The following is a 23505-nucleotide window of genomic DNA, read 5'->3' as shown; positions in this document are numbered from 1 at the left end:
CATGAATAGCTTTTTCAATAAAAAAATAATGCTGCGGGGTTGCATGACCTTGATGCTGGTGGGCACATTCTCCGCTTGTAATAAATATCTCGATGTACCTCCACAAGGACAGATAGACCAGGAGGCCGCAGGTAAAGATCCCGAAGCAGCAGATAAACTGGTACTGGGAGCCTACAACACCTTGTGGGAAAGTAACGTACATGGGTTCAGCTATATCGGTATGACCAACATCGCCTCCGATGACGCCGACAAAGGCAGCAACCCCGACGATGGCAGGTTCACATTGGGCACCCTCGACGACCTCTCCATGAATAGCAACCTCTCCCAGCTCAATGAGATCTGGAAAGGATATTATATCGCCATTACCCGTACTAACCAGGCACTGGCAGCCTTAGCCACCAGCCCGCTCGATGATGCAAAGAAAAATCGCCTCATCGGCGAAGCCAGGTTCCTCCGCGCATACTGCTACTTCAACCTCGTACGTTTCTTCGGTGGCGTACCCCTGGTAGATAAAGTATTGACCCCGCAGGAATCACTGACAGAAAAATACCAGACCAAAGCCACCAAAGAACAGGTCTACGCACTCATCCAATCCGATCTGGAGTTCGCATTGGCCAACCTGCCCATAAAAGGAGGTACAGGTGCGAATGTCGGCAGAGCCAGCAAGGGCGCCGCCGCAGGCATGCTGGCCAAAGTATCACTCTACCTCCAGAACTGGCAACGGGCATTCAGCCTCTCCGATAGCATCGTTACACAGAAAGTAGGCGACTACGGCCTGCTGCCCAACTATGTGGATATATGGAGAGAAACCGGCGCCAATGGCCGGGAATCCATCTTCGAAGTAGAGACCGGCATCAACTCCCTCTGCGAAGCGGCGATCCCCAACTACGCCGAATGCCAGGCGCCACGCGCTGGTGGCAAGTTCGGATGGGCCGACCTCGGATGGGGCTTCAGCACCCCGTCGCAGTCACTGGTCGATGAATATGAAGCAGGAGACAAACGTATGAACGCCACCGTGATCTTCATCGGCGCCAAAGGCACCTTCCTCTGGGACGGATTCCGCATACCTTCCCGCGACTCCGTAGAAAATGACCGCTACAACTATAAATCCTATCACAGCCAGATCCGCGAAAAGAACTGTGGCAAACGTGACCGCCTGCCCAAAAACTTACGCATACTGAGATACGGAGAAATATTACTCATACACGCAGAAGCAGCCCTCGCATTAGGCAACAGCGGCGCCGCCGTATCCGATATCAGCGACCTCCGTGTACGCGCCGGCCTCCTCCCAGTAAGCAGCGTTACCCGCGAGTCCATCTGGCACGAACGCCGCGTCGAACTGGCCATGGAACATGATCGCTTCTTCGATATCGTCAGACAAGACCAGGTACAACCTGGCAGAGCCGCCGCCGCCTTCACCAAACATGGCAAAACTTACGTTAGGGGCAAGAACGAAGTATTCCCCATCCCCCAACAACAAATAGACTTCAGCCAGGGCAAACTGGTACAGAATAACGGGTACTAATAACCTGTCAACGATCATAACCGCAGATCCCCTAAGATTTGTGCACGGCCGGTGGGCAGGGCGCCCTCCGGCCGTTTCTTTTATAAAACGAAATCAGCGTATCATGAAACAGATGAAAGGACTGAGCTTAGTACTTTTGGTGGTCTTAATGACCGGAACACAGCTGCTGGGACAATCACAAAAAACAACACCACAACAGCTGAGCGATACCGCATTACTGACACTGGTGCAACATCGCACCTTCGACTATTTCTGGAAATTCGCACACCCCGTATCCGGTCTCGCCCCCGAACGTACCACCACCCCCGATACCGTCACCATAGGTGGCTCCGGATTCGGCGTAATGGCGCTACTCGTAGGAATAGAAAGAGGATTTATCACTCGCGAAGAAGGACTGCAACGAATGCTCAAAATAGTCAACTTCCTCGTCAGAGCCGATCACTATCACGGCATATGGCCGCATTGGATGAATGGCTCCACCGGCAAAACCATCCCATTCAGCCGTAAAGACGATGGCGGCGATCTCGTAGAATCCGCTTTCATGTTCCAAGGACTCCTCTGCGTACGCCAATACTTCGATGGCAACGACCCTAAAGAAAAAGAACTGCGCGATAAAATCGGCTGGCTCTGGAACGACGCAGAATGGAACTGGTACACCCGCGACGGACAAGATGTCCTCTACTGGCACTGGTCCCCCAACAATGGCTGGTCCATGAACCATCCCATCCGCGGCTATAATGAATGCCTCATCACCTACATACTGGCAGCTGCCTCCCCCAAATATCCCATCTCCCCCCGCGTATACCACCAGGGATGGGCACAAAGCAGCCACTTCAATAATGGAAAAGAATACTACGGCATCAAACTGCCCCTCGGATTCGACTACGGCGGCCCTCTGTTCTTTACACACTACTCCTTCCTCGGCCTCGACCCAAGAGGACTGAAAGACAGGTACGCCGATTACTGGGAACAAAACAAAAATCACGTACTCATCAATAGACAATACTGTATCGACAACCCTAAAAAATTCAAAGGGTACAGCGCCGACGCATGGGGCCTCACCGCCAGCGACAGCAAAAGTTTCTACGACGCACATTCCCCCACCAACGACCTGGGCGTCATCACACCCACCGCCGCATTATCCTCCTTCCCATATACACCTAAATACTCCATGCAGGCACTGAAGTATTTCTATTACAAACTGGGCGACAAGATTTGGAAAGAATATGGCTTCACAGATGCTTATAGCGAAACCGATCAATGGTATGATTATCAATACCTCGCCATCGACCAGGGCCCTATCGTCGTCATGATAGAAAACTATCGCACCGGCCTCCTCTGGAAACTATTCATGTCCTGCCCCGAAATACAACAGTCACTCAATACATTAGGCTTCAAAAGAGATACGCCGCCCGCTAATAAATAACAAAAAAGCCGCAGTCATCCACTGCGGCTTTTTTGTTTAATTCTATTTTAAATACTAAATTTATTAGCATAATATTGCTAATAAAATTGTCACACATGATGCCGTTACCCGTTCAGGACTACTTCGAAGAAGAAGTAGACGTTGCCAACCTGTTAGGAGTCTCCCCCCAGCAAGTATTTCGGTTCGAAATGACCGGTCCCAGTATGGAAGAAGCCAATATACCCAATGGCGCCATCCTCATCATCGATCGTACCGTCAAACCCAATCATGGCGATATCATACTGGCCACACTCAATGGCGAATATACTGTCCGCCGCCTCGTAAAGATCCATGCCGGCTGGGTACTGCATCCCGAAAACCATGCCTATACCCCACACCTCATTCGGGAAGGAGATGAATTCGAAGTATGGGGCGTCGTTAAAACAGTGGTCATCAGACTGAAGTGATCAGATGATCCATATGACCAGGCGGCATCAACAGACTGGAAGGATTGTGGCCGAAATACTGCTTGAAAGCATAAGAGAAATGCGAAAAATTCTCAAACCCCACCTCGAGATATACATCCGACGGCCGCATGCCCTTCTCCTTGATCAGGTAACGCGCCTCCTGTAACCGCCGCTGCTGCAACCACCGGCTGGGAGAGGTGTGAAAGATCTTCTCAAAATCCCGCTTAAACGTAGCCAGACTACGCCCGGTCAGATACGCAAATCGCTTCAGGTCCACATTGAAACGAAATCGCTGCTGCATAAATGCCTCCAGGTCGATCTTGCCCGGCGTCGTAAAATCAAACAGCACATCCCTCAAACGGGGCGCCGTATTGATCAGCAACAAGATCGCCTCATTCACCTTCAACGATAGTAAGCCCTCACTCCAGCCGTCAGGCTGGGCCATATAGGGCTCCAAAGACTTAATATAATGCTGTAACGCCGGCGTCGCAGGGAGGTCGATCACCTCATCCGTACCTACCCGCTGCGTAGCCGCGTAACCATACTCCATACTGAAATTCCGTAAAGCCTCCTGCCTTAAATGCACCGAGATCGACTTGAACGCACCCCCGCCCTCCGGTGGTAACTTCACAAACTTACCCAACCGGTTCCGCCTGGCAAACCGGAACTCACCTGCCCCTATATAAGACTCCTGGTCGCCGTCATTCACGCGTAACGTCCCCGATACCACATAGGTTAATACATGATCCGCAACAAATTGCTCCCCAACCCGGCTCGTGGTATAATAGCAGGAATAAGTGATCTGTTGCATAATACCTTGCTCATTAGACTTCTGCATACAATTGCGGTTATATTGTTATGACAAAAAAGAGGCAGTCTCCGGTAAAGAAGAACTGCCGTCTTTCCCTTATACAAAGGTCGGGTGAATGGAGGCTTCGCTGTTTTGCCTAAAAGTTCAATTTATTTTGCTTAAAAGCTCAATTATGGAGCGGACTGGTATATCTTAAGTCCACCTTTCCTGTATCATTCCTATAGCTAACCTATAGCCATCCTATATGCCAGAGCTTATTGCCGGGGTACCACCTTCACCAGCAAGGCATCCTTCGCAGGCACCGTCAGCTCGATAGTAGCCTGCGCTGTCCCGACAGTCCCCAGCACCTTATCTGTCATAAAGTCCCGGATCTCATATGCCCCGGCTTTCAACCCCGTCTCCTGCCGGCTGAATTGCGCGGTAAAAGGCTGGGAGAGATGGAAGTTAAATGCCGATAGCAACAGCGTATCGCCAGCCAGGAAAAATCGCAATTGCTGGTCCATCCCGTTGCCCTCCGGGAAAGAGAGGGGCGTAAACGCCCGGGGATGGCTGAAAAAGGCACTGACCGCCGGATGGTTCAGGTATTGCTGCGCCCTGCTCACCGCCAGCGGCTCCCGCAGGTCAGAACCGTCACCGAGTATACTGCCCAGCGTGATCATCGAAAATAAACGCACCTTCACCTCCATCTCACTCAGGTCCGGATGCTTTTGGAAATGTTTCATAATGGCTACATCCATATTCGTATAAGGCCATAAAGTACCCTGCACCCACCAGAGATGAGCAGCCGAGATCATAGAGGCTGCCGTACTACCATAGTGTGGAAAACCAGCCTGGTCATTCCTGAAATGAGAATACACATCCGTCGACACAAAACGCGTATGCGCATACTGATGAGGGAACATGGGAGAGATCGCCATCGTAAAAAACACATCCGGCCCCATGATAGAATCCGTCAGGTGCCGCAACAGCTTCATCCCGTAATTATAAGCCTGAATACCGGTCGTCACCTGTGGATCGTAATGTTTCACCGATTCCAGCGACCCGGCCGAAAGGAAGTCGATCTTGATAAAAGTAGCACCGATCGCCTTCGCCCGCTGTAAATGATAGATGATATACTGCCGCGTCGCCGGATGCGTAGGGTCCAGCGGAAACGCACTCCAGTCCCCCTTTTTATAGGGCACAGGCTCACCCTTGTTATCCCTTAACACCACATCGCTGAGCAGGTGATCAGAGCCTTGCAGCTTCGCCGTATACAAAGCATTCGCCCAGTTCCAATTAGCAAATGGAATAAAATAAAAACCGATCTGCTGCCCCTTCTTCCGGGCATACTGTCCAATAGAGCGTAATATGTTGGTAGTATAGATCTGCTGATCGTAAGAATCTATGCTGATCACCGGCGACGCATATTGATTGAAATGCTGCATACCCTTCCATACATCTATCACCTTCAATACACCGGCAGGCATCATCACCTTTTCATAGCCCAATACCCCCTCTACACCAAAACTGTTCCAATACACCGGCGCCGGACCAGCCCACTTCCTCGCAGGGGCTACCAGCGTATTACCTTGCCCATACTGCACCAGGCACTGACGCACATCATCGCCCGCTCCCAGAAATAGCAATGGTCCCTGTACCGAAGTACCGGATATCAACCCGTGAGGGATCACATCATGTGTACCGTCATATCCGCCCATTGAGGCGGGCAGCGATGGCTGATCAGGAGTAGAGACACCGCCATACATCACGAGCGAATCCAGCGTACCGGCCTTCACCCCGCCACTATACCGGATACCGGTCTTCCAGTTATCATGTGTGATACTGCCGGCCACCAGCCCCGCCCTCGTCTCCTGGTCGGAGATAGCGATCAGTTCATGGCTGATACCGGATAATGATCCCTTCCCCTGCGCAGGCCAGGCCTGCGTCATCACATCCACCCAGTTGTCATTGTCAAATGGAAAATCTGTCAACCGCGGCGCCCGCCCAGGCAACTGCAGCCGGCCTCCTTGCCCTTGCAATAATGCCAGCGGCGCAATATGCCGCGTCGATACCGTATGCCGGCTGCCTTCCTTCGCTTCCGCCTCCACACTGATCAATACATATGCATGCGTCTTGTACAGCGTAATATGCTGTATCAACCGCACCGGCTGCTGAGCATCCTCGTGTACCACATTCAGACAAATACCCTGTCCCATAGGGTCCTGTATATCGTCCGTTGTATAACTGTGCTCACGCATCCCCGTACTCTGTAACATCCCCAATGCCTGATCCTCAAAATAGGCAATCGTACGGTCCAGCTGTATGCCATTACGGAATTGGTAACTGATAGATCCTTGCTGCTTATCCAACACCACCGTCAAATGATCGTTCGATAACGTATAATGATCCTTGCTGTCCTGTACGGTCTGACTATACGCCGTAATACCTACGTGTAAAACTGCTCCTAACAGCAGTAGCCGCTTCAATGAAAAAAATGATGTCTGCATAATTATCAATAACCTGGGTTCTGATCTGCCGGTTTTAAAGCAGTATTCGTCTCAAATTCTTTGGCTGGTATTGGCAGTAACAGATGTTTCTGCGTCATATTGGAACTGGCTTCCGCATTATAGGCACGTGTCTGTGTCAGCAGCTGATCCGTGCGTTTCAGATCAAACCAACGCCATCCCTCAAAGCCCAGCTCCCGCATTCTCTCTTTAAGTAACTCCGCACGCAGGGTCGATTGCGCTGGCGAATGACCGGGTATGTTCTCCCAATTCACCAACCCCGCACGACTGCGGATCTTATTCAGATAGGTCAATGCCTCTGATGTATTGCCCAACTCATTCTGCGCCTCCGCGTACATCAGCAACACATCCGCATATCGCAAATAGTACAGGTTCCTGGACGACTCACCGCCATTCCGCGATACCCCGGCCGTAATGTCATACTTCTTAACATGCGGCTTACCCACATCACCCCACCAGGAATAATCTACCTCCTGCCCGTCCGCATTGAAAAACCGGCTGCGCACAGAAGCATCCTTACGCTTATCCGCAGCCGACTCAAAACTGCTATTATAATAATCTGTAGAGATCACCACATGACCACCACCTCCAGGATAAGTGTTGGGAATATGCCACCCGCCTAAAGTACTGGCAAGGTTGTTCGTATTGTTGTTCTCATTGGAACATTGTATCTCAAACAACGACTCCGCATTGTTCTCATTCTCCTCCTTAAACAGGTCGGCATAATTAGTCAACAGCCGTACTACCGTAGACGATAGGAGAGGAGATAGTGTCTGCTGCGCCAGCTGATACTCCTTACGGGTCAGGTATACCTTGCCCAGCAAGGCAATAGCAGCCTCCTTGTTAGCCCTGCCCACATTGCCGGGTCCCTTGTTGCTGAGATGTTCCGCCGCAAATTTCAGATCGGCAATGATCAATGCATACACATCTTCCGTGGCTGCCCGCGGATAACCGCCCTTGGCATCAGCTTCCGCTTTCACCTGCTCCGTATGCAAAGGCACCGGCCCGAAGAACTGTACCAGCTGAAAGTAAAATACCGCACGCAAGAACTTCGCCTCCGCAGACAGCCGGTCCTTTGCCGCCCCAGGCGCACTCGCCCCGGGAATATAACGGATGGCTATATTCGCATTGCTGATACCTTTGTACAGCGTATTCCACATGCCTTCCACCAACTGATTCTGTGGCGTAAGCAGGTTATTGTAATTGTTGATACCAGCATAGTGCGCCCAGTAACCACCCCATGTAGCCACAAATGCGGTGGTCTTCCCTTCGTCAGTACCCACTACGCCCAAAAAATAATAGTCAGATCGCTTTAGCTCCAACAGCTGACGGTACACACCGGTCAATCCGGCCGTAGCACCGGCTTCGTCCTTATACAACCGGTCCGGTGTTACAAACACCTCGGGTTTAATGTCCAGCTGCTTGCTGCAGGAAGTGAAAAAAATACCGGCACTCACTGTCAGAACAGCCGCTGCCTTATATAGTGATGTTGTGTAATTACGCATGAATAAAAGGTTTTAAGATTACAGACTGAGTTGAACACCTGCCAGGAACGTCCGGTAACGCGGGTACACATCATACTGACTCACCCCGATCTCAGGATCTATACCCTTGTACTTCGTGATCAGGAATGGCTCCATCACCTGCGCATACACCCGCAGTGAATTCACCTTGAGCTTACTCAGCATCTTCGCAGTAAAGTCATAGGAAAGTGTAATATTCCGGATACGGATGAAATCCCCTTTCTGTACAATAAAGCTGGACGTACCCGCCGGCAGCGTACGCACAGAACGGCCAAATACATTAGGCCTCGGCAGATCCGTCTGTGTGTGCTCCGGTGTCCAGTAATTCAATCCCGATTTCAGGATACGGCGACGGTTATCTGTAGAATACAGGTAATCCTGGTAAGCACGGTTACTGATATCCTGCCCGTACATATAGTTGGCAAATACCACCAGCGAGAATTGTTTGAACCGCACATAGTTCCAGATACCTCCCCATCCCTTCGGCACGGTACGGCCTACAATAGTACGGTCGAACTGGTTGATCACCCCGTTACCGTCCATATCCTTAACACGTACATCTCCGGGCCGGCCACCGGGATTTAATTTGAAATCATCCCCGGCATTGTACAACCCGTCATACACATAGTCCACGATCAGGCTGTTAGGCGCTTCGCCTACCTTCAGGTAAGGACTGAGCGAATCCCTGCCGGGCAACAACGACGTCACCTTAGAACGGTACTTCGACCAGTTGATATCCAGCTGCCAGTCAAAATTTTTGGTCTTCACCGGCGATACCTTCAGGCTCACATCCATACCGCGGGTATTCATCTCCGCTACATTGATCCATTTCGTATCGAAACCTTGCGATACCGGCAAGTCAGCCCGCAATAACAAGTTGCGTACGTTCTTGTTGTAATAATCAAAACTGACCCGGATACGGTCATTGATAATAGCCAGATCCACACCGGCATTGAATTGATGTTGGCTCTCCCATTGCAAAGCATCATTACCCAGCACACTGCCGTTTACCTGGTAACCGGTTGTCTGCGTACTGCCATTGAAAGGATAAGCTGCCGCATTCATACGGAAAAAGGTAGCATCCCAGGGAATCTCCTGGTTACCGATCACACCATAACTTACACGCAACTTCGCATCACTCAGTACCGTCTTCGTCCGGATACCGATAAAAGGTTCGTCTATTAATCGCCATGCACCACTGACAGAAGGGAACACCCCGTATTTGTTCTTCGATCCAAAACGCGAAGAGCCATCCCGGCGCACCGTACCATTCAGGATATAACGGTCCTTATACTTGTAGATCACACGCCCCAGCAAAGACTGTATCGCCCAGTTGAAATAATCACTGGAAATATTATCCCGCCGGCTGGCCAGCGACATGTTTTTATATGTCAGCTCATCAGTCGGAAAGCCCGATGCCTCCTCATAATTCCACTCCTGCCGGCGTCGCTGATAAGTGAAACCACCAAGGAAATTGAAGGAGTGGTGCTGATGAGGATTGTAATCATAGGTCAACGTATTCTCCCACAACATATCCCGGTAACCAAAATTCTGTGCCTTCGCTACCCCGTTTTTCGAGAAGCCATTACTGGTCGTCCGCGGATAATATTCGAATTGCTGGTTCTTGTAAATGTCTACGCCAAAGCTGGAACGGAACTGAAGATCCTTGATCACCTTGTATTCTACATACACATTCGCAATATAACGGTCGTCTACACGCTGTATAGGCGATTCGGTCAGCGTTACGGGGTTGTTGAATTGTATGTTGCCCGAAGAGGGGTCTATGTTCGAAGACGGTGTACCGTCATCATTGTAGATAGGAAACAAGGGGCTCATGGTCACCGCATTGTAGTAGGTCTCATTACTTACCACCTTGTTATTGATATGTGAGAAGTTAGAGTTGATACCGGCCTTTACTTTATCATTCAGCTCCGACTCTACATTCGCTTTCACAGAATAACGTGTGAAGTTGGAACCGCGGATGATACCGTCCTGGTTCAGGTAGTTGCCGCTCAGGTACAGTTTGTTCTTGCCTACACCGTTAGATACACTGAGCGTATGGCTCTGCATAGGGGCCGGCCTCGTTACTACCGATTCCCAGTCATACCACTTACGGTTAGCAATGCTCTTCAGCTCCAGCGGATGGAATAGTTTAGCATCCGCAGCAGAATCGCCGATCGGCCATGCCCGCGGATCTTCATCGCTCCACCCCAATCGGCGCAAATGCACGTAGTCGTCAATGTTGTCAATAAAATCATACCCTTTTACGATCTTCTGCACCCCGTAATAAGCGTCATAGTTGATGCTGGCCCTGCCGGTACTGGCTTTTTTGGTCGTGATGATAACCACCCCTTCCGCTGCCCTGGCGCCATAGATAGCAGCTGCAGAAGCATCCTTTAATACATCAATTGATGCTACGTCATTCGGATTGATCTCGCGCAAGTCGCCGGTAGTGATCACACCGTCCACCACATAAATAGGACCAGCGCCCTGCGTAATAGAGTTAATACCGCGTATCTTCACATTAGTACCGGCGCCGGGCTCATGTCCCGTATGCTGTACCTGCATACCGGGTATACGCGATTGTAACGCCCCGTTGATAGTCGTTACCGGCATCTGTTTGATCTCATCACCCGATATGCTCGAAATAGCACTGGTGATATCTTTCTTCTTTTGCTTACCATATCCGATCACCACCACATCCTCCAGGTCAGAGGCCTTTTTAGTGAGTAGTATTTCTACCGTAGCCTGCCCCTCACTCAATTCCACACTCTTGGAAGCATAACCTACATAACTGACCATAATGATCGCCTTACCTTCAACAGACAAACGGAACATACCGTCAGCATCTGCTCTCGATGCACCTGACTTACCCAGTATGCTCACACTGGCCCCGGCCAGCGGTAACCGGCTGCCGGCTTCTAATATTTTTCCGGTTAGTACAGATGTGATTTTCTGCTGCCCAAGCCCCCGCTGTGGATATAGGACGGGTAAAGCCGCAAGCAGCATAATGAATAGAAACAGTTTCTTCATGTGAACGTGTTTTGCGAATTTGATAGAATGATCCCCTTAAATTGATGATGGTTGATTATAATAGTATAGGCACAATACTCTAAATAGATGCTGCTGAAGTGAAATTTATTACTAACGTGAAATCATGACCTGGCAAACATATTATGCCGCCACTTACCTTGAAAAAATTACGTATACAATTACACGGTATACGCTCTCGCTATTTGTATCTCTTACGAAATTCGTAGATATCAACGTCGTTTACAATGGCGTTTATTATGAAACTGATGGATTATTATACGGTTCAGATGATAATGGACCAGCCAGTATAGATATACTGCACCTGGATTATATCAGTGTCTCACAATTGCTTCTTCTAGCTCTTCCAATGTCCTGCCTTTCGTCTCTTTCACTTTCCACCATACAAACAGCATTCCCAGCAGGCATATCACAGCATAGATATAAAATGTACTGTCTTTCAGATGAGCAAAAAGTATAGGGAAAGTAAATACCAATACAAAATAGGCCGCCCATAAGCTGATAACAGCAATAGAAGTAGCAGCACTGCGCACCTTCGTCGGGAAGATCTCCGATATCAATACCCAGGTCACCGGTGCCAGCGACATAGCATACAAACCAATAGCGGCCAGCAGGAACCATGATACACTCGCAGAATCCTCCGCCAGCATACGCACTACCAACAGGTACAGCAACGTCAGCCCCCCTGCGCCAATCAGCATCAGTGGCTTACGCCCCAGCTTATCTACCAGCAACATCGCCAGCAAAGTGAAGACCAGGTTCACCCCGCCGATGAATACCGTCTGTAACAACTGCCCGTCCTCCGGCACACCGATTATGGGGGAGAAAACGAAATGTCCAAAATAAAACAATAGAGAAAAGTGCGGCAAACGCACGACCATACTGAATTTCAGGCGATTTTAGCGTATTCTTCGTTTAAATACAAAACGTCCATTAGCATCAATTTTAGGTCAATTTTAAATACTAAACCAAACATATTTAAAAGCAGAAGGTCAATTAAACTGCTAAAACTTTAAGTTATTGATAACTAATTAACAATGATCTGATTTTTTAAATACGAAACGTCCATTTTTACTATTTTAAAAAAACTCCCGTATACGATCATTTTAAAAAATTTTAGAGTTGGACTGTCAGTTGGACTGTCAGTTGGACTGTCAAAACCTAAAGAAAAGATACAGATTCGAGAGGGGGAAATGCCCTGAAAACAGGGAAAAATGCCCTATATAGTGCGATTCGAGGGGGGAAACTGCCACTTTCCATACAAAATATAATTCTATTATCTATTTGATAATCAAGACATAGTGTTGTTTTGGGTTGCGTTTTTCAAAAAAAAACATTCATATACTTGGCTTTTGGGATTTGTGACCTGACTATTTTGATGCTTTTTATGTGTTTTTATTGAGCCAACCATGAATAAGCCACAGATTTTTAACTTTTGATTTAGGTATCTCAAATTCGTCAAACTCCGGATTTGCACTAATAAGTAAGAAGTATTCATCACTTTTTTTACTCTTCTTAATTTGCTTTAACAACCTTTTACTATCCGAAAGTACTATTCCGTAAATCTGTCCATATTCTAAATATTCTTGCCAATCTTCCTCCTTTGTACCAAACAATATTGCTCCTGGTTCGATTTGAGGCTGCATGCTCTTACCATAAGTCCTAAACGCAGTGCATCCGGCAAAATCTGGGACATCCATATAGTATGCTGGTTCAGAGTGCCTAATATCGTCATAGAAGGCTACCCCTTTTCCCGCCTCAAAATCGGTTTCATAAAATGCTATTCTTTCTTCACGGTCTGCCCGTATATGTCTCTTAAAACGGCCTTCAGGTGCTTTAATAAGCTCACCTTTTAACATTTCACCAATTCCAGTTATTAGCCAATCCGTACTAATATTCGCATTTGCGGATATTATTTTCTGGCATACATCAAATGACGGGTTCCCTTTTCTAGTACCTACAATATTCTCAATTACAGTTGGGGCAACACCGATCGCAGTTGCAAAGGCTCGTTTGTTTCCAGAATAGAGGTCGTCTATGATTTTTTTAACTCTTTGATTTACAGTCATTAGCGCAAATTATATTCTCAATTGCGAATTTTTTCGCTAAAATATTTGTTTTTATACGCAAATGCGCATAAACTTGCATTTGTAAAACATACAAAAACGTCTTCCATGAATAAAGGTAGAAAAATAAAATATGACTTCTGTAAAGCGCAGGTTATTAAATGTTTAGCGAAAGAATTTGACAAATCTGAATCTTATATAAGAATGATCCTAAACGATGCTTATAAGCCAGCATTCGCGAATGAAGTAAAGAAACGTTACGAAGAGAGATACCAAAGACTTGTTGCTGCGGCTCAATAAACCTTTTGATCACTATGGACTATTTTAATAACATATTATGTCTTAATCACTCGGAATTGGTTGGCGGAATAATCTCCGCGGACAACTATGACAGTCTGGTTAGGCGACAAAAAATTGAAATAGTTAGACGCGGATGTTATGGCACCCCTGCGCTAATAAGTTACAACAGCCTTCCTGAGCGTCTTAAAAAAGCGGTCTGTGAAAAATATGGTGATCCATATGCCGGGGCTGTTGCCTCTCCGTTTAAAAGTGCATGGATATACGACGGGGCTGCTTTTAACTTTTTTGATTCCTACCGCCTGCCAAATGGAAAGCGTCTACCGGAAGATAAGATCAACGAGTATACCGCGACTGCTTGCGCCCTGAACACAATCAACCGTGTATTGACTATGCGTAAGGCGATACGCAACACGCGAGGAGGCAGTACCGCTAACTTACTGGCTACAATCATTCCAACAGCGAGGGCATTGCAGGGAGAATACGGCTACGTACTTCCTGCCAGCGACCGGCGTTTACGGCAAAAACTGACGGATTATAAGAAAGAGGGTTATATCTCCCTGGTGAGCAAAAAGTTTTGTAATGAAAACCGCGCTGTTACCATTGAGAATGAGCAGGAAAGCCTTTTACGTGTATTATTGACGGATCACAGGAATCTCAATAGCCAGCAGGTAGCAGACCTATATAATATAGTTGCACAGCCTAAAGGCTGGAAGTGTATCACGCGATATTTGGTTGCAGAACGTCGCACAGAATGGGATTTAGACACATTTGCAGGTCGTAGGGGTAGCACTGCATTCGACAACACCAAAGCGATGCAGGTAAAACGTAAAGGGCCGTCTGCACCTATGTTGTTTTGGACGCTGGACGGTTGGGATGTGGAATTACTCTACCAAAAAACAGAGGTAGACAAGAACGGTAAAAGTGTTACCACCTATCACAACCGCCTTACGCTGGTGTTGGTGATGGATGCCTATAATAAGTATCCCATTGGCTACGCCATCGGTGACTATGAAAAGCCTGATTTGATCCGTGAAGCGGTACGTAATGCCATTAATCACACGATTGATTTATTTGGGAGCAGGTATAAGCCCGATCAACTGCAAAGTGACCGCTACCAAATAAAAAACCTGCAACCCTTTTTTAGCGGAGCGACAAAAACATACACGCCTACGCGTGTAAAGAATGCAAAAGGCAAGGTGATAGAGAAACACTTTGACCATCTTAATGAAACCTACTTCCAGCTTTTCCCCAACTGGTCAGGACACAACGTAGATGCGGCGAAGAAAAGCCAACCGAATGAAGAGTATTTAAATAAAATTCGCCACAGTTTCCCGGACAGGCAGACCTGTTTGAATGATATCAGACGGGTAATAGCCATAGAGCGCCAGAAAAAACACGTGCAGTATATGCAGGGCTGGAACAATACCCCAGCAGATAGAAAACACCTGCTAACCGATGAACAATACTTATATCACCTGTGTGAAAGCACTGAGCGTACCAGCAAATTCACGCCAGCAGGTCTAATAAAGACCGTGGACGGTGTAAGCCACACCTACGACACCTTTGATGAAACTTTCCGCAACTATACGCACATAGACTGGATCGTAAAATATGATCCCGCTGATCATAAACGTGTGCTTGTTCATAATGCGGACGGAACGCTACGTTACCTGTTAGATGAAAAGTACATACAGCCGATGGCGTTGGCCGATCGGGAGGAAGGCGACGCAGAAGAATTACAACGTATTACATCCTTCAACAAAAAAATGAAAGCCGGTATTATTGAAAACATGGCAAATGATAACCGGGTGGTTGAAAACATGTTTAATGAAACACCCTCATTAAATGAGACGCTTACCAAGTTGATGATAGTAGATTCAGCCGGACAGCATAAGGATAGAAAGAACGCAAATCGTATCGCAACCAGCGCCCAAAAGAGACTTCAGCAGCAGGAAAAAAAGTCTACTGAACTGCAAATTAAATCCATCGAGCAACAACACATGGAATACCTAGAAAGCAAAGTCGATTATTCCAAATACTTAAATCAATAAGACATGAATAACGAAATCAAATTACGCATAGCTGAAGCCCTGGAAATATTCATTCAGTATCACGGTCTATCCCTAAATGAATTATCACAGCGGGCTAAGATAAACATTGCTTACCTGTCCTCCATCCAGAAGCGTGTATTTGAAGCCAGCAGCGGTAAAGGGAAAGTAGCCACAATTGCAAATAAGTGGTTTGTAAAGATCGCAGAATTTATCGGTTTTGATATTGAAAACACCTATTGGCAACCTCGCACCACTGATCAGCTTAAACAAATATTGGCGCATCTGGAAGAGGCTAAGAACCTGGGAACAATAAAGTTACTGATTGGGGAAACGGGGAGCGGCAAGACGTTTATATCGGACCTGTTTGCCAAGAACCACCCGAGTGACTTGTTTAAGATAAAAATAGGTGCAAGTGACAATTTAGGGGACATTTTAGACAAGATATTGGAGAAACTGAATGTTACCCCCGCCAGGACTAAGAGCAAGAAAATACAGGCTATAACAGGCTATATGCGTGAATTAAAACTACAGGGTCGTAAGCCATGCCTTATTCTCGACGAGTGCGAGTACATGAAGCAAAGCACACTTAGCATGGTTAAAGAATTACTCGACGAACTGATTACATACTGCTCTATCATCTTACTTGCTACTGATCAGCTGCGGGTACAGATAGAAAAACTTGTTAGGAAAAATAAGCCTGGTATGCCGCAACTGTACCGCCGCATAAAGTTTTCGATCGTTAACCTTGCGCGTATAGATCGTCAGTACAAAGCATTTTTAGACGGCTATGCAAAGGATGTTAAAACCTTATTGATAGACCTCTGCGATAACTACGGGGAACTGCATGATATCCTAATGCCTGTTTTGCGAGAGTCAGCCCGCACCGGTGATGCTATAACAGTAGAATTAATACAGCGGGTTCATGGCTTCTTACGGCGATAGCCAGAACGTTACCACCATAACTAATGATTGAAAGATGAATGAACAGATCATAAAACTGCAACGCGCTACCTCCCCCGCAGAATTAGCACAAATGTCTATACCCACTCTCGCTTTTGATGGAACATTTTATGATGCCTTCGGAGAACCAGAATCTACGGGGATATGGTTTATCTGGGGCGATTCAGGAAGTGGTAAAACTAGCTTTATTGCACAATTTGTTAAGTACCTGACCAGATTTGACAAATTAGTATATAACGCGCTGGAAGAGGGGCGTAGCAAAGCTAATCAGAGGGCATGGGATCGTGTGAATATGAAAGAAGTTACGGGCAAAATAGGACTTGTTCAGGAGCCTATGGAACATTTAACCGTTCGCATGGACAAGCGTAAAAGCGCAGGCATAGTTGTAGTAGATAGCGCGCAATATGCCAAGCTGACTAAAGCAAAATACTTCGCTATTAAGGATAAATACGAAGGAAAGAAGCTGATAATATTTGTCAGCCATGCAGACGGGAAAGATCCACGCGGCAGCCTTGCTAAAGATATTTTGTTTGATGCCAGCTTAAAGATATGGGTAGAAGGTTATAGAGCCTTCACTAGGGGGCGCAGCATCGGACCTAAGGGATACTATGACATATGGCCGGAAGGTGCCGCAAAGTATTGGGGCGAAAATCAATAACCAAATAAACACAACCATGAAAAAGAGAGTTTTTTTCATTGACGAAGGACAAGACCTGGAATGGATGGACATCGATACTGACAGCGGAAAGATACAAAACGTCAACTCTGCATGCAGTCCATCCTTAGCGAACTGCTACATTGGTAACTATGTAGCCATCGACACCATAGCGGTTGGTCTGCAACTAGACTATTTGGACTTAAACAACGGCGGCAAGAGATGCCGGACACGATACATGATTTCTGAAATTGATGACCAATAAACGTATTGTATGAAACTTTCCCAAACCCTCCGAAGAAAATTAGCCGCCATCGCCACCCGCGAAAGAATACTATCACTGCTGTCTATAGATGAAGTCGAATACTTTTCGATGCAGTTTGAAACAGGCTTACTTTATCTCTCTCTCATCATAAAAGATGCAACAATCAGGCAATACATAGGGACTAGTCCACAGTACTGGAAGTGGTGGAATAATCAGTGGTTGTTACGCGATGAGCAGCTAGTACATCGGGCGGAGTTTAGCAATTACGTAATAGATGATGCCGGGAATTTGTGCTATGAGCAATGCTATTACAGTCACTATCATGATGCGCATAGGTTGGCAAATGAAATATTCCCCAACAGCATTGTACTAAATGACTCCTATGCGGCAATGGTACAATTTCTTATTGACGATAAATGATAAAGCTATGAAACAGGCATCTAACAAAGCCATAATAAACAGGATTTTACGTTTTGCTGAAAGGGAGATTTATAACAAAACAGGCGGAAAGAAAAAAGTAATTGCCGTTGATATTGTACAGAAAGGCCAATTATTAAAGACCGCAGAAAACATCGCCTTTGTCTTAGGCTTTAAGATGGAGCATCTCAAATCCGCGTCACGAAGCGCAGCATTAGCAGAAGCCAGACATGTTATAGGTTATATATGTGCCAAGTATTTCAACGAAGTACCTGACCACACCATATCACACCTATTTAACAGAGAAAGGACATTTGTGTACAGTTCCTGCAAAGTGGTTAACAAGCTACTTTCCATAAATGATAAAAGAATGTGCGCAGCAGTAGCAAAAGCTGAAAATGTAATAAAAACCATTAGACATGAAGCTGAAATTATCCAAAAGTGACTATAGTTTCTTTTATGATGTTATAGATAAGATCAGCCGTAATCCCACTACGAACAACCTTGAGTCTCTTAAATCGGCTTTCATACTGGTAAAACTATCTGACAGGTTAAAACCGCCTCACCGCGTAGATAACAGAAAGGTAAACGTTTCTCTAAATGGATATGAGGCTATTACTGTCTATCAACTGTTTAAATCCATACGATTCGAGGCAGACAAATGCATTTGGGAATTTCGCTTATGCTCTCAGATCATATCTGAGATACACCAGTCTATCATTTCAAATTACCTATAAAAAAACGAAACATGGTAAAGAAGGCAAAGAAAAAAAAGTTACAGGACATTACGCACGAACAAGCACAGGCAGCTAGTGCGGAGTATGCAGCATGCAAAAATGAATTGGAAGAGTTGGAAGTCAAAATGAATGGGAAAATTAATAAAGTCAAAGACGATTACGCAGAAGCCATTATAGTACTGAGTGAGAAATGTACAGACAGTGCAGCGGTTTTGGAGCAGTATGCCAAAGAACAGCGTGCCAGCTGGGGCAAACGTAAATCGCTAGAGATGCTACATACTTTCCTCCGATTTCGTACTGCGCCACCGTCTGTCGGCAAATCCAAAAAATTCACCTGGGAAGCAGTTGTAGAGTTGCTAAAGAAAAACAATTCCTTATCACAATTCTTACGTACAAAAGAAGAGGTAGACAAGACGGCTATACTGGCGACAAAGGATGCTGAAATACTGGCCAGTCTTAAAGAGTGTTTTATAACAATTAGCAGCAAGGAAGAATTTTACATAGACATTAAGAAAGAAGAGGTAGCCACAGTTTAAAAAAGCTACTCATTGGGATGGTTAAAAACCGGCGATATTTCTATGCTGCTGGGAACCTTTTAAAAACCATTTAAACACTTCATATGACGCATTACATTTTAACATCACCAAGATTTAGCGGGCAAGTAGAATTAAAGTATAACGAGGTTGGCATGCTTACATTGTACAGCAATGAATCGGAGATGAACCAGGAGCAACACAATTGGATCGTTACCCACCTTCCTGTACTATCCTCAATGCTTGCTGAATTCACGAAAAGAATTACCGGTGATCTCCGGGAGGTGCCACCAGACCTGACGTATGAAACTGCGTACAAACTGTATGGATTCCCCCGCAATAGTTATAAGGCCAAACCGCTTTGGGCGAAGATGTCTGACCCTGACAGGATGCAGTGTATATTAAGTTTCAAAGAGTATCACAAGTACTTGCGTCGGTCAGGACATGGACAGATGATTTTCGATAGGTATTTAAGAGAAAAGCACTTTGAAACGACATGGGATAAAGTACAAAGCCAAAGGTAGTAAGACTATGAAAGGCATTGTACAACGGCGTGCCGCACGAAAATACCACCTACATAGACAGTTAAAAAGGTTCTGCGCGTTATCTGTTCAATTTAGGACTATAAATATTACCCTCTCCGATTACGAATCACTTAGCAAAAGACAAAAGGGTTGGTTGCAGGAAATACAACTTACTTACGGATACGCCATACAATTTTCAATCTCCACAAAATGAGACAGTCCACAATTTCATCCGCACAATTAAGGTGCATAAATGTAATGTTTAAAAAGCTGAACATAGGCAGCGAAGAGCGAGCGGTTATCGTGTTAGGATTCTGTAAAGGCCGTGACAGCAGTTGCACCATGCTATACATGGAAGAAGCAAGGTTATTGATACGGCACCTTAAAAGCCGCGATCCTGAAGAAAAGAAAGCTGAAGTAATGCGCCGTAAGATTATAAGTATGGCGCATGAAATGGGATGGGAACTACCGGGAGGAAAGGCGGATATGCGGCGTATTGACGGGTGGTGCCTTCAGCAAATGGGATTAGGGAAAAAGCTGAATCAATTCAACTATAATGAATTGCCAAAATTGGTATCCATTTTTCAGAAGGTGTACCTACAATTTTTTAAAGCCATTTAAAACGCATTTATGAATCTTTCATTTAAGAGCCAGTTTGTAGAGCCGATACTGACAGGAAAAAAAATCCATACGATAAGAGGCGTTAAAAGTGAAAATAGGTGGATGCCGGAAAAGCGTATACACTTCTGTACAGGAATGCGGACTAAAAAATACAAATGCTTTCATCTTGGCTCCTGTTCAGGGTTACAATCAATATTTATGACCTACTTACGGGGGTGCATCGAAATATCAGTAGACGAAAGGTATTTGTATAGAAATGAAATTGATCAGTTAATCGTCAATGATGGATTAACATATGATGAATTCATAGCTTGGTTTTTTAAAGACACGGATGAATTTTCAGGATACATTATTCACTGGACAGATTTTAGATATTAAACCAAAAAACATGAACAAGACATTAGCCGCGCATGGGCGCAAACTCATTAAAGAAGCGTTGCAGGGTTGCAGTAAAGAACAGCAAGATTTGTTTAAACGCCTATACGGGCGTTGGACAGAATTGGAAATAGTGGAGGTGGTTGATAATATGGATGAAACAAAAATTGACTACGCGCTTACGCAATGCGAAAAAATGTATAAGATCAACAAACTACAAACAGATTTGAAAGAGGCAGTTGAGGACCTGCAAAAATCTCACCTGTCTAATTAATTCAATCAGAGCAGTTAGTGCGAAGGCTTAGTAAACTGCATTTTTACAAACACAATAATAAGTTTATGACAGAAGATGAATTAAATGTTTTGAATCTTTTATGCGAGACATGGAACCAGTATGTGAAATTACCCATACTGCATCCAGGATATGTTAGCGGGACGCGACATGCGACGGGTAAGACTTAATGCTACAAAGAAGGGGTGAGCCGCCGCTGTTTTCCACTTTGAATGCGCAAATCTTTTCTGCATATCAGTTGATAGATTTATTAATTTTGCCATATCACACGGAAAAAATTACACTATGGCATACACAGACAAAAACAAACAGCGTATAATAGCGGAGGTGCGCAAACTTTTTTACGAGCACAAGCGGGATGGCGTGAGTACAAAATATGTGTTTGATAATTTCATCTACCCCCGGTTTTTTATAACGATGCCGACGTTTTACAGATATATGAGTCCCAACCGTGAAAAGAACAAGCCTCCCAACATACAATTGCCGCTTATAATGGCGTAATGGCGACAGTGCCCAGTCTTACGGACTGGGCTTTTTTATGCCCGGTGGTGTCCTTTATTTGCACAGAGAATGTAATTTGGTATTCCTGGATGCTGTCATCTCGGCGGACCCTTCGGGTGGTTAACCTGGTTAAAGGCCCCAGCTGATCCCCCGCTGACCAACCATGCAGGTTTTTGTGAATACTTTCAGTGTGATCAAATATTTCAAAAGCCTTTTCCTTTTGATTTGCCGGGGCACCTCCGCTGGTATTGCCTAATTTCATGTTGCCAATACGCAGTAAGACGGTTGCGATTCCCAGCTGCGCGCCATTACCTTCACCCGACCATTGTACCTCTGTGATATCGATTAGCACAAAAGGGAAATTAACGGGCGGATTTGTGCTGTAATAGTCGATCTGGCCCCAATCCTCATCTACATATTTAAATGCCGGGATTTCGCTTAAAATGCGGTTTTGAATGCCTTTTAGTAATTCTTTCATCTTACTTGAATTTTTGGTTTAGTTTTTTTAGTATGTCCTGGACACGTATGTCCAGTTCTTTTGCGTGGATATCAAGCACATGCCCCACCGCTCTGTCTACGTGTGGGTGCTGGCCAATAAACCGGCGCTGCGGTACTTTTATCTTTTCGCCTACCTTCATCAGCGCTAGGGCTTTCCAAAACTCCCCTTCAGCAGTCAGTTTGCGGTTGCGCTGGCTGTTAGTGCGCTTGCGGTCGCTAACCCGGTAGCTAACAGCACCCTCGGCTTTGTAGTACATCGCCCAGAAAAAACGTTTCATCCGGGTGGTGATCTTAATTACGCCCCCTTCATTGTGAATGGAAGCGTAAGGCAAAGACGACTGGAAGCCTATACTATCTCCACTGATCCGGGCCTGGATGGAGCGGCGTAAAGCACCGGTTCTGACCATCAGCGATCCTTTTGTCTCATGTCTGGCACCCGGCCAAGGCTCATTAAAGAACGCCTTTCGTTCGAAGTTTTTATCAAACTCGTCGGCTAGTTCTACTTTTAAGTCGTTTAAAATGTCTTTAAAGATTTGTCTATTCACTTTTCAACATTTGAAATTTGATCTATAACGCTCGTTGCTTCCTTACCTTCGGCACGGTAGGGATGATTGGGTGGGAATATCACCTGTTGCTTACCCGGATTGAACCGGAACATTTCGGCGGTGTTATTGCCGTTTTTATCTAAAGCAGTGGTAGCCTGCTCTCCTAGCTGCGATGATTTGTTACTGTCGCTAACTTCATACTTGCCTTTGCGTACCTGTACTACACGGCACCGGCAGCGCCAACCGAGCGGCGTGTAATAGTAATCCCAAAACGAATCGTTTATATCCAGGGTGATAAGGTTTAGTATTGCATGTGCGGGACGCACCAGACTATCACCAGCTGTACGATATTGTAAATTATATCGGTCACCGTCCTTTTCATATTCAGCCCAATTTGCCGCCTCCTGGGCAGAAGAGGTTGCAAAAATGTATTCGCTTTCCAAGTAGTCTTTATTGTATCTGCTGTTTATCTTCTCTACATCAGTTCTAAAGCGCTCAAAAGTTTTGACTTTGTTCTGTTCATCTAGTATTAAGCTGCTGGCTTCCTTTAGCGATACATAGGTTTTAAATCCGCTAAATACAAAGACATCGTTTTTTAGGCTTTCGATCATCCTGGTAGGCGGAGTATTGTCTGAAATACCGAAATCAACTGCATCACTTAACAGTCGCGCTGTTTCTTTTATGAGTGCCTTAACTTGTTTAGATTTTAGCATTTCAGGACGCATGTGTCCTTTATCCAGCACCAGTTTAACAGCTGCTTCCCAGGTCTTGCCGTTAAATTTCGTTACCGCCTTTTTTGCTCCTGTATCTAATTGTGCGCATCGGCTACAGCTGCAACCTTTGTCGTATACGGTCATCAGTTTTTTATGTAGCCCCGTG

24 protein-coding genes are annotated in these 23505 nt (G+C 45.9%); 14 read left to right on the top strand and 10 right to left on the bottom strand.

Annotated elements, in window-relative coordinates:
* Position 1 precedes the first annotated feature (1 nt).
* The 3 genes from KTO58_RS19950 (at position 2) to KTO58_RS19940 (ending at position 3397) form a co-directional block, all read left to right on the top strand.
* Positions 2 to 1525, top strand: a complete 1524-nt coding sequence (locus KTO58_RS19950) for a RagB/SusD family nutrient uptake outer membrane protein (protein ID WP_095837685.1) — start codon at positions 2 to 4, stop codon at positions 1523 to 1525.
* A 103-nt stretch (positions 1526 to 1628) separates the two neighbouring features.
* Positions 1629 to 2951: a glucoamylase family protein gene (locus tag KTO58_RS19945; RefSeq protein ID WP_225859840.1), complete on the top strand. Its 1323-nt coding sequence runs from the start codon at positions 1629 to 1631 to the stop codon at positions 2949 to 2951.
* Positions 2952 to 3046: 95 nt separating this feature from the next.
* Positions 3047 to 3397, top strand: a complete 351-nt coding sequence (locus KTO58_RS19940) for a LexA family protein (RefSeq protein WP_095837686.1) — start codon at positions 3047 to 3049, stop codon at positions 3395 to 3397.
* On the opposite strand, the gene KTO58_RS19935 is transcribed toward KTO58_RS19940, so the two are convergent.
* The 6 genes from KTO58_RS19935 to KTO58_RS19910 form a co-directional block, all read right to left on the bottom strand.
* Positions 3384 to 4235: a helix-turn-helix domain-containing protein gene (locus KTO58_RS19935; protein ID WP_095837687.1), complete on the bottom strand. Its 852-nt coding sequence runs from the start codon at positions 4233 to 4235 to the stop codon at positions 3384 to 3386. The genes KTO58_RS19940 and KTO58_RS19935 overlap by 14 nt on opposite strands.
* Before the next feature lie 227 nt (positions 4236 to 4462).
* Positions 4463 to 6694 (bottom strand): alpha-amylase family protein, encoded by a 2232-nt coding sequence (locus KTO58_RS19930; RefSeq protein ID WP_095837688.1) that lies wholly within the window; start codon positions 6692 to 6694, stop codon positions 4463 to 4465.
* Positions 6695 to 6699: 5 nt separating this feature from the next.
* Positions 6700 to 8217, bottom strand: a complete 1518-nt coding sequence (locus KTO58_RS19925) for a RagB/SusD family nutrient uptake outer membrane protein (RefSeq protein ID WP_095837689.1) — start codon at positions 8215 to 8217, stop codon at positions 6700 to 6702.
* Positions 8218 to 8235: 18 nt separating this feature from the next.
* Positions 8236 to 11268 carry a SusC/RagA family TonB-linked outer membrane protein gene (locus KTO58_RS19920; RefSeq protein WP_095837690.1) on the bottom strand — a complete coding sequence of 1011 codons (3033 nt, stop codon included), beginning with the start codon at positions 11266 to 11268 and terminating at the stop codon, positions 8236 to 8238.
* 332 nt (positions 11269 to 11600) lie between these two features.
* A complete protein-coding gene (locus KTO58_RS19915; protein ID WP_095837691.1) occupies positions 11601 to 12167 on the bottom strand; it encodes an MFS transporter in 567 nt (188 codons plus the stop codon).
* A 504-nt stretch (positions 12168 to 12671) separates the two neighbouring features.
* Positions 12672 to 13355 carry a S24 family peptidase gene (locus KTO58_RS19910; protein ID WP_095837692.1) on the bottom strand — a complete coding sequence of 228 codons (684 nt, stop codon included), beginning with the start codon at positions 13353 to 13355 and terminating at the stop codon, positions 12672 to 12674.
* A gap of 105 nt (positions 13356 to 13460) precedes the next feature.
* Between KTO58_RS19910 and KTO58_RS19905 the strand changes: the two genes are divergently transcribed.
* The 11 genes from KTO58_RS19905 (at position 13461) to KTO58_RS19855 (ending at position 21064) form a co-directional block, all read left to right on the top strand.
* On the top strand, positions 13461 to 13652 hold the full coding sequence (locus KTO58_RS19905; RefSeq protein ID WP_095837693.1) for a hypothetical protein: 192 nt from the start codon (positions 13461 to 13463) through the stop codon (positions 13650 to 13652).
* 14 nt (positions 13653 to 13666) lie between these two features.
* Complete coding sequence (locus KTO58_RS19900) at positions 13667 to 15703, top strand: hypothetical protein (protein ID WP_095837694.1); 2037 nt, start codon at positions 13667 to 13669, stop codon at positions 15701 to 15703.
* A gap of 3 nt (positions 15704 to 15706) precedes the next feature.
* A complete protein-coding gene (locus KTO58_RS19895) occupies positions 15707 to 16645 on the top strand; it encodes an ATP-binding protein (RefSeq protein WP_095837695.1) in 939 nt (312 codons plus the stop codon).
* Between the two features lie 34 nt (positions 16646 to 16679).
* A complete protein-coding gene (locus KTO58_RS19890; RefSeq protein ID WP_095837696.1) occupies positions 16680 to 17321 on the top strand; it encodes a GTPase domain-containing protein in 642 nt (213 codons plus the stop codon).
* Between the two features lie 16 nt (positions 17322 to 17337).
* Complete coding sequence (locus KTO58_RS19885) at positions 17338 to 17583, top strand: hypothetical protein (RefSeq protein ID WP_095837697.1); 246 nt, start codon at positions 17338 to 17340, stop codon at positions 17581 to 17583.
* A gap of 9 nt (positions 17584 to 17592) precedes the next feature.
* On the top strand, positions 17593 to 18003 hold the full coding sequence (locus KTO58_RS19880; protein ID WP_095837698.1) for a hypothetical protein: 411 nt from the start codon (positions 17593 to 17595) through the stop codon (positions 18001 to 18003).
* 7 nt (positions 18004 to 18010) lie between these two features.
* Complete coding sequence (locus KTO58_RS19875) at positions 18011 to 18445, top strand: helix-turn-helix domain-containing protein (RefSeq protein WP_157752837.1); 435 nt, start codon at positions 18011 to 18013, stop codon at positions 18443 to 18445.
* A 303-nt stretch (positions 18446 to 18748) separates the two neighbouring features.
* The gene (locus tag KTO58_RS19870; RefSeq protein ID WP_095837700.1) at positions 18749 to 19273 is read left to right on the top strand and encodes a host-nuclease inhibitor Gam family protein; all 525 of its coding nucleotides are present in this window, start codon (positions 18749 to 18751) and stop codon (positions 19271 to 19273) included.
* A 779-nt stretch (positions 19274 to 20052) separates the two neighbouring features.
* Positions 20053 to 20415 carry a hypothetical protein gene (locus tag KTO58_RS19865; protein ID WP_095837702.1) on the top strand — a complete coding sequence of 121 codons (363 nt, stop codon included), beginning with the start codon at positions 20053 to 20055 and terminating at the stop codon, positions 20413 to 20415.
* Positions 20416 to 20424: 9 nt separating this feature from the next.
* Positions 20425 to 20793, top strand: a complete 369-nt coding sequence (locus KTO58_RS19860) for a hypothetical protein (RefSeq protein WP_157752838.1) — start codon at positions 20425 to 20427, stop codon at positions 20791 to 20793.
* 10 nt (positions 20794 to 20803) lie between these two features.
* Positions 20804 to 21064 (top strand): hypothetical protein, encoded by a 261-nt coding sequence (locus KTO58_RS19855; RefSeq protein WP_157752839.1) that lies wholly within the window; start codon positions 20804 to 20806, stop codon positions 21062 to 21064.
* A 128-nt stretch (positions 21065 to 21192) separates the two neighbouring features.
* On the opposite strand, the gene KTO58_RS28815 is transcribed toward KTO58_RS19855, so the two are convergent.
* From KTO58_RS28815 to KTO58_RS19840, 4 genes are all read right to left on the bottom strand, one after another.
* Complete coding sequence (locus KTO58_RS28815) at positions 21193 to 21315, bottom strand: hypothetical protein (protein ID WP_255408044.1); 123 nt, start codon at positions 21313 to 21315, stop codon at positions 21193 to 21195.
* A gap of 254 nt (positions 21316 to 21569) precedes the next feature.
* On the bottom strand, positions 21570 to 22061 hold the full coding sequence (locus tag KTO58_RS19850; RefSeq protein ID WP_095837705.1) for a hypothetical protein: 492 nt from the start codon (positions 22059 to 22061) through the stop codon (positions 21570 to 21572).
* 1 nt (position 22062) lies between these two features.
* Positions 22063 to 22626, bottom strand: coding sequence for a phage virion morphogenesis protein (locus tag KTO58_RS19845; RefSeq protein WP_095837706.1), 564 nt, complete (start codon positions 22624 to 22626; stop codon positions 22063 to 22065).
* The gene (locus KTO58_RS19840) at positions 22623 to 23483 is read right to left on the bottom strand and encodes a phage head morphogenesis protein (protein ID WP_095837707.1); all 861 of its coding nucleotides are present in this window, start codon (positions 23481 to 23483) and stop codon (positions 22623 to 22625) included. The genes KTO58_RS19845 and KTO58_RS19840 overlap by 4 nt, the downstream gene beginning before the upstream one ends.
* Between the last annotated feature and the right edge of the window lie 22 nt (positions 23484 to 23505).

Source organism: Chitinophaga pendula, from assembly GCF_020386615.1.
Taxonomy (GTDB): domain Bacteria; phylum Bacteroidota; class Bacteroidia; order Chitinophagales; family Chitinophagaceae; genus Chitinophaga; species Chitinophaga pendula.
Note: the sequence above shows the minus strand (reverse complement) of the source record. Positions and strands in the feature narration are given on the sequence as shown.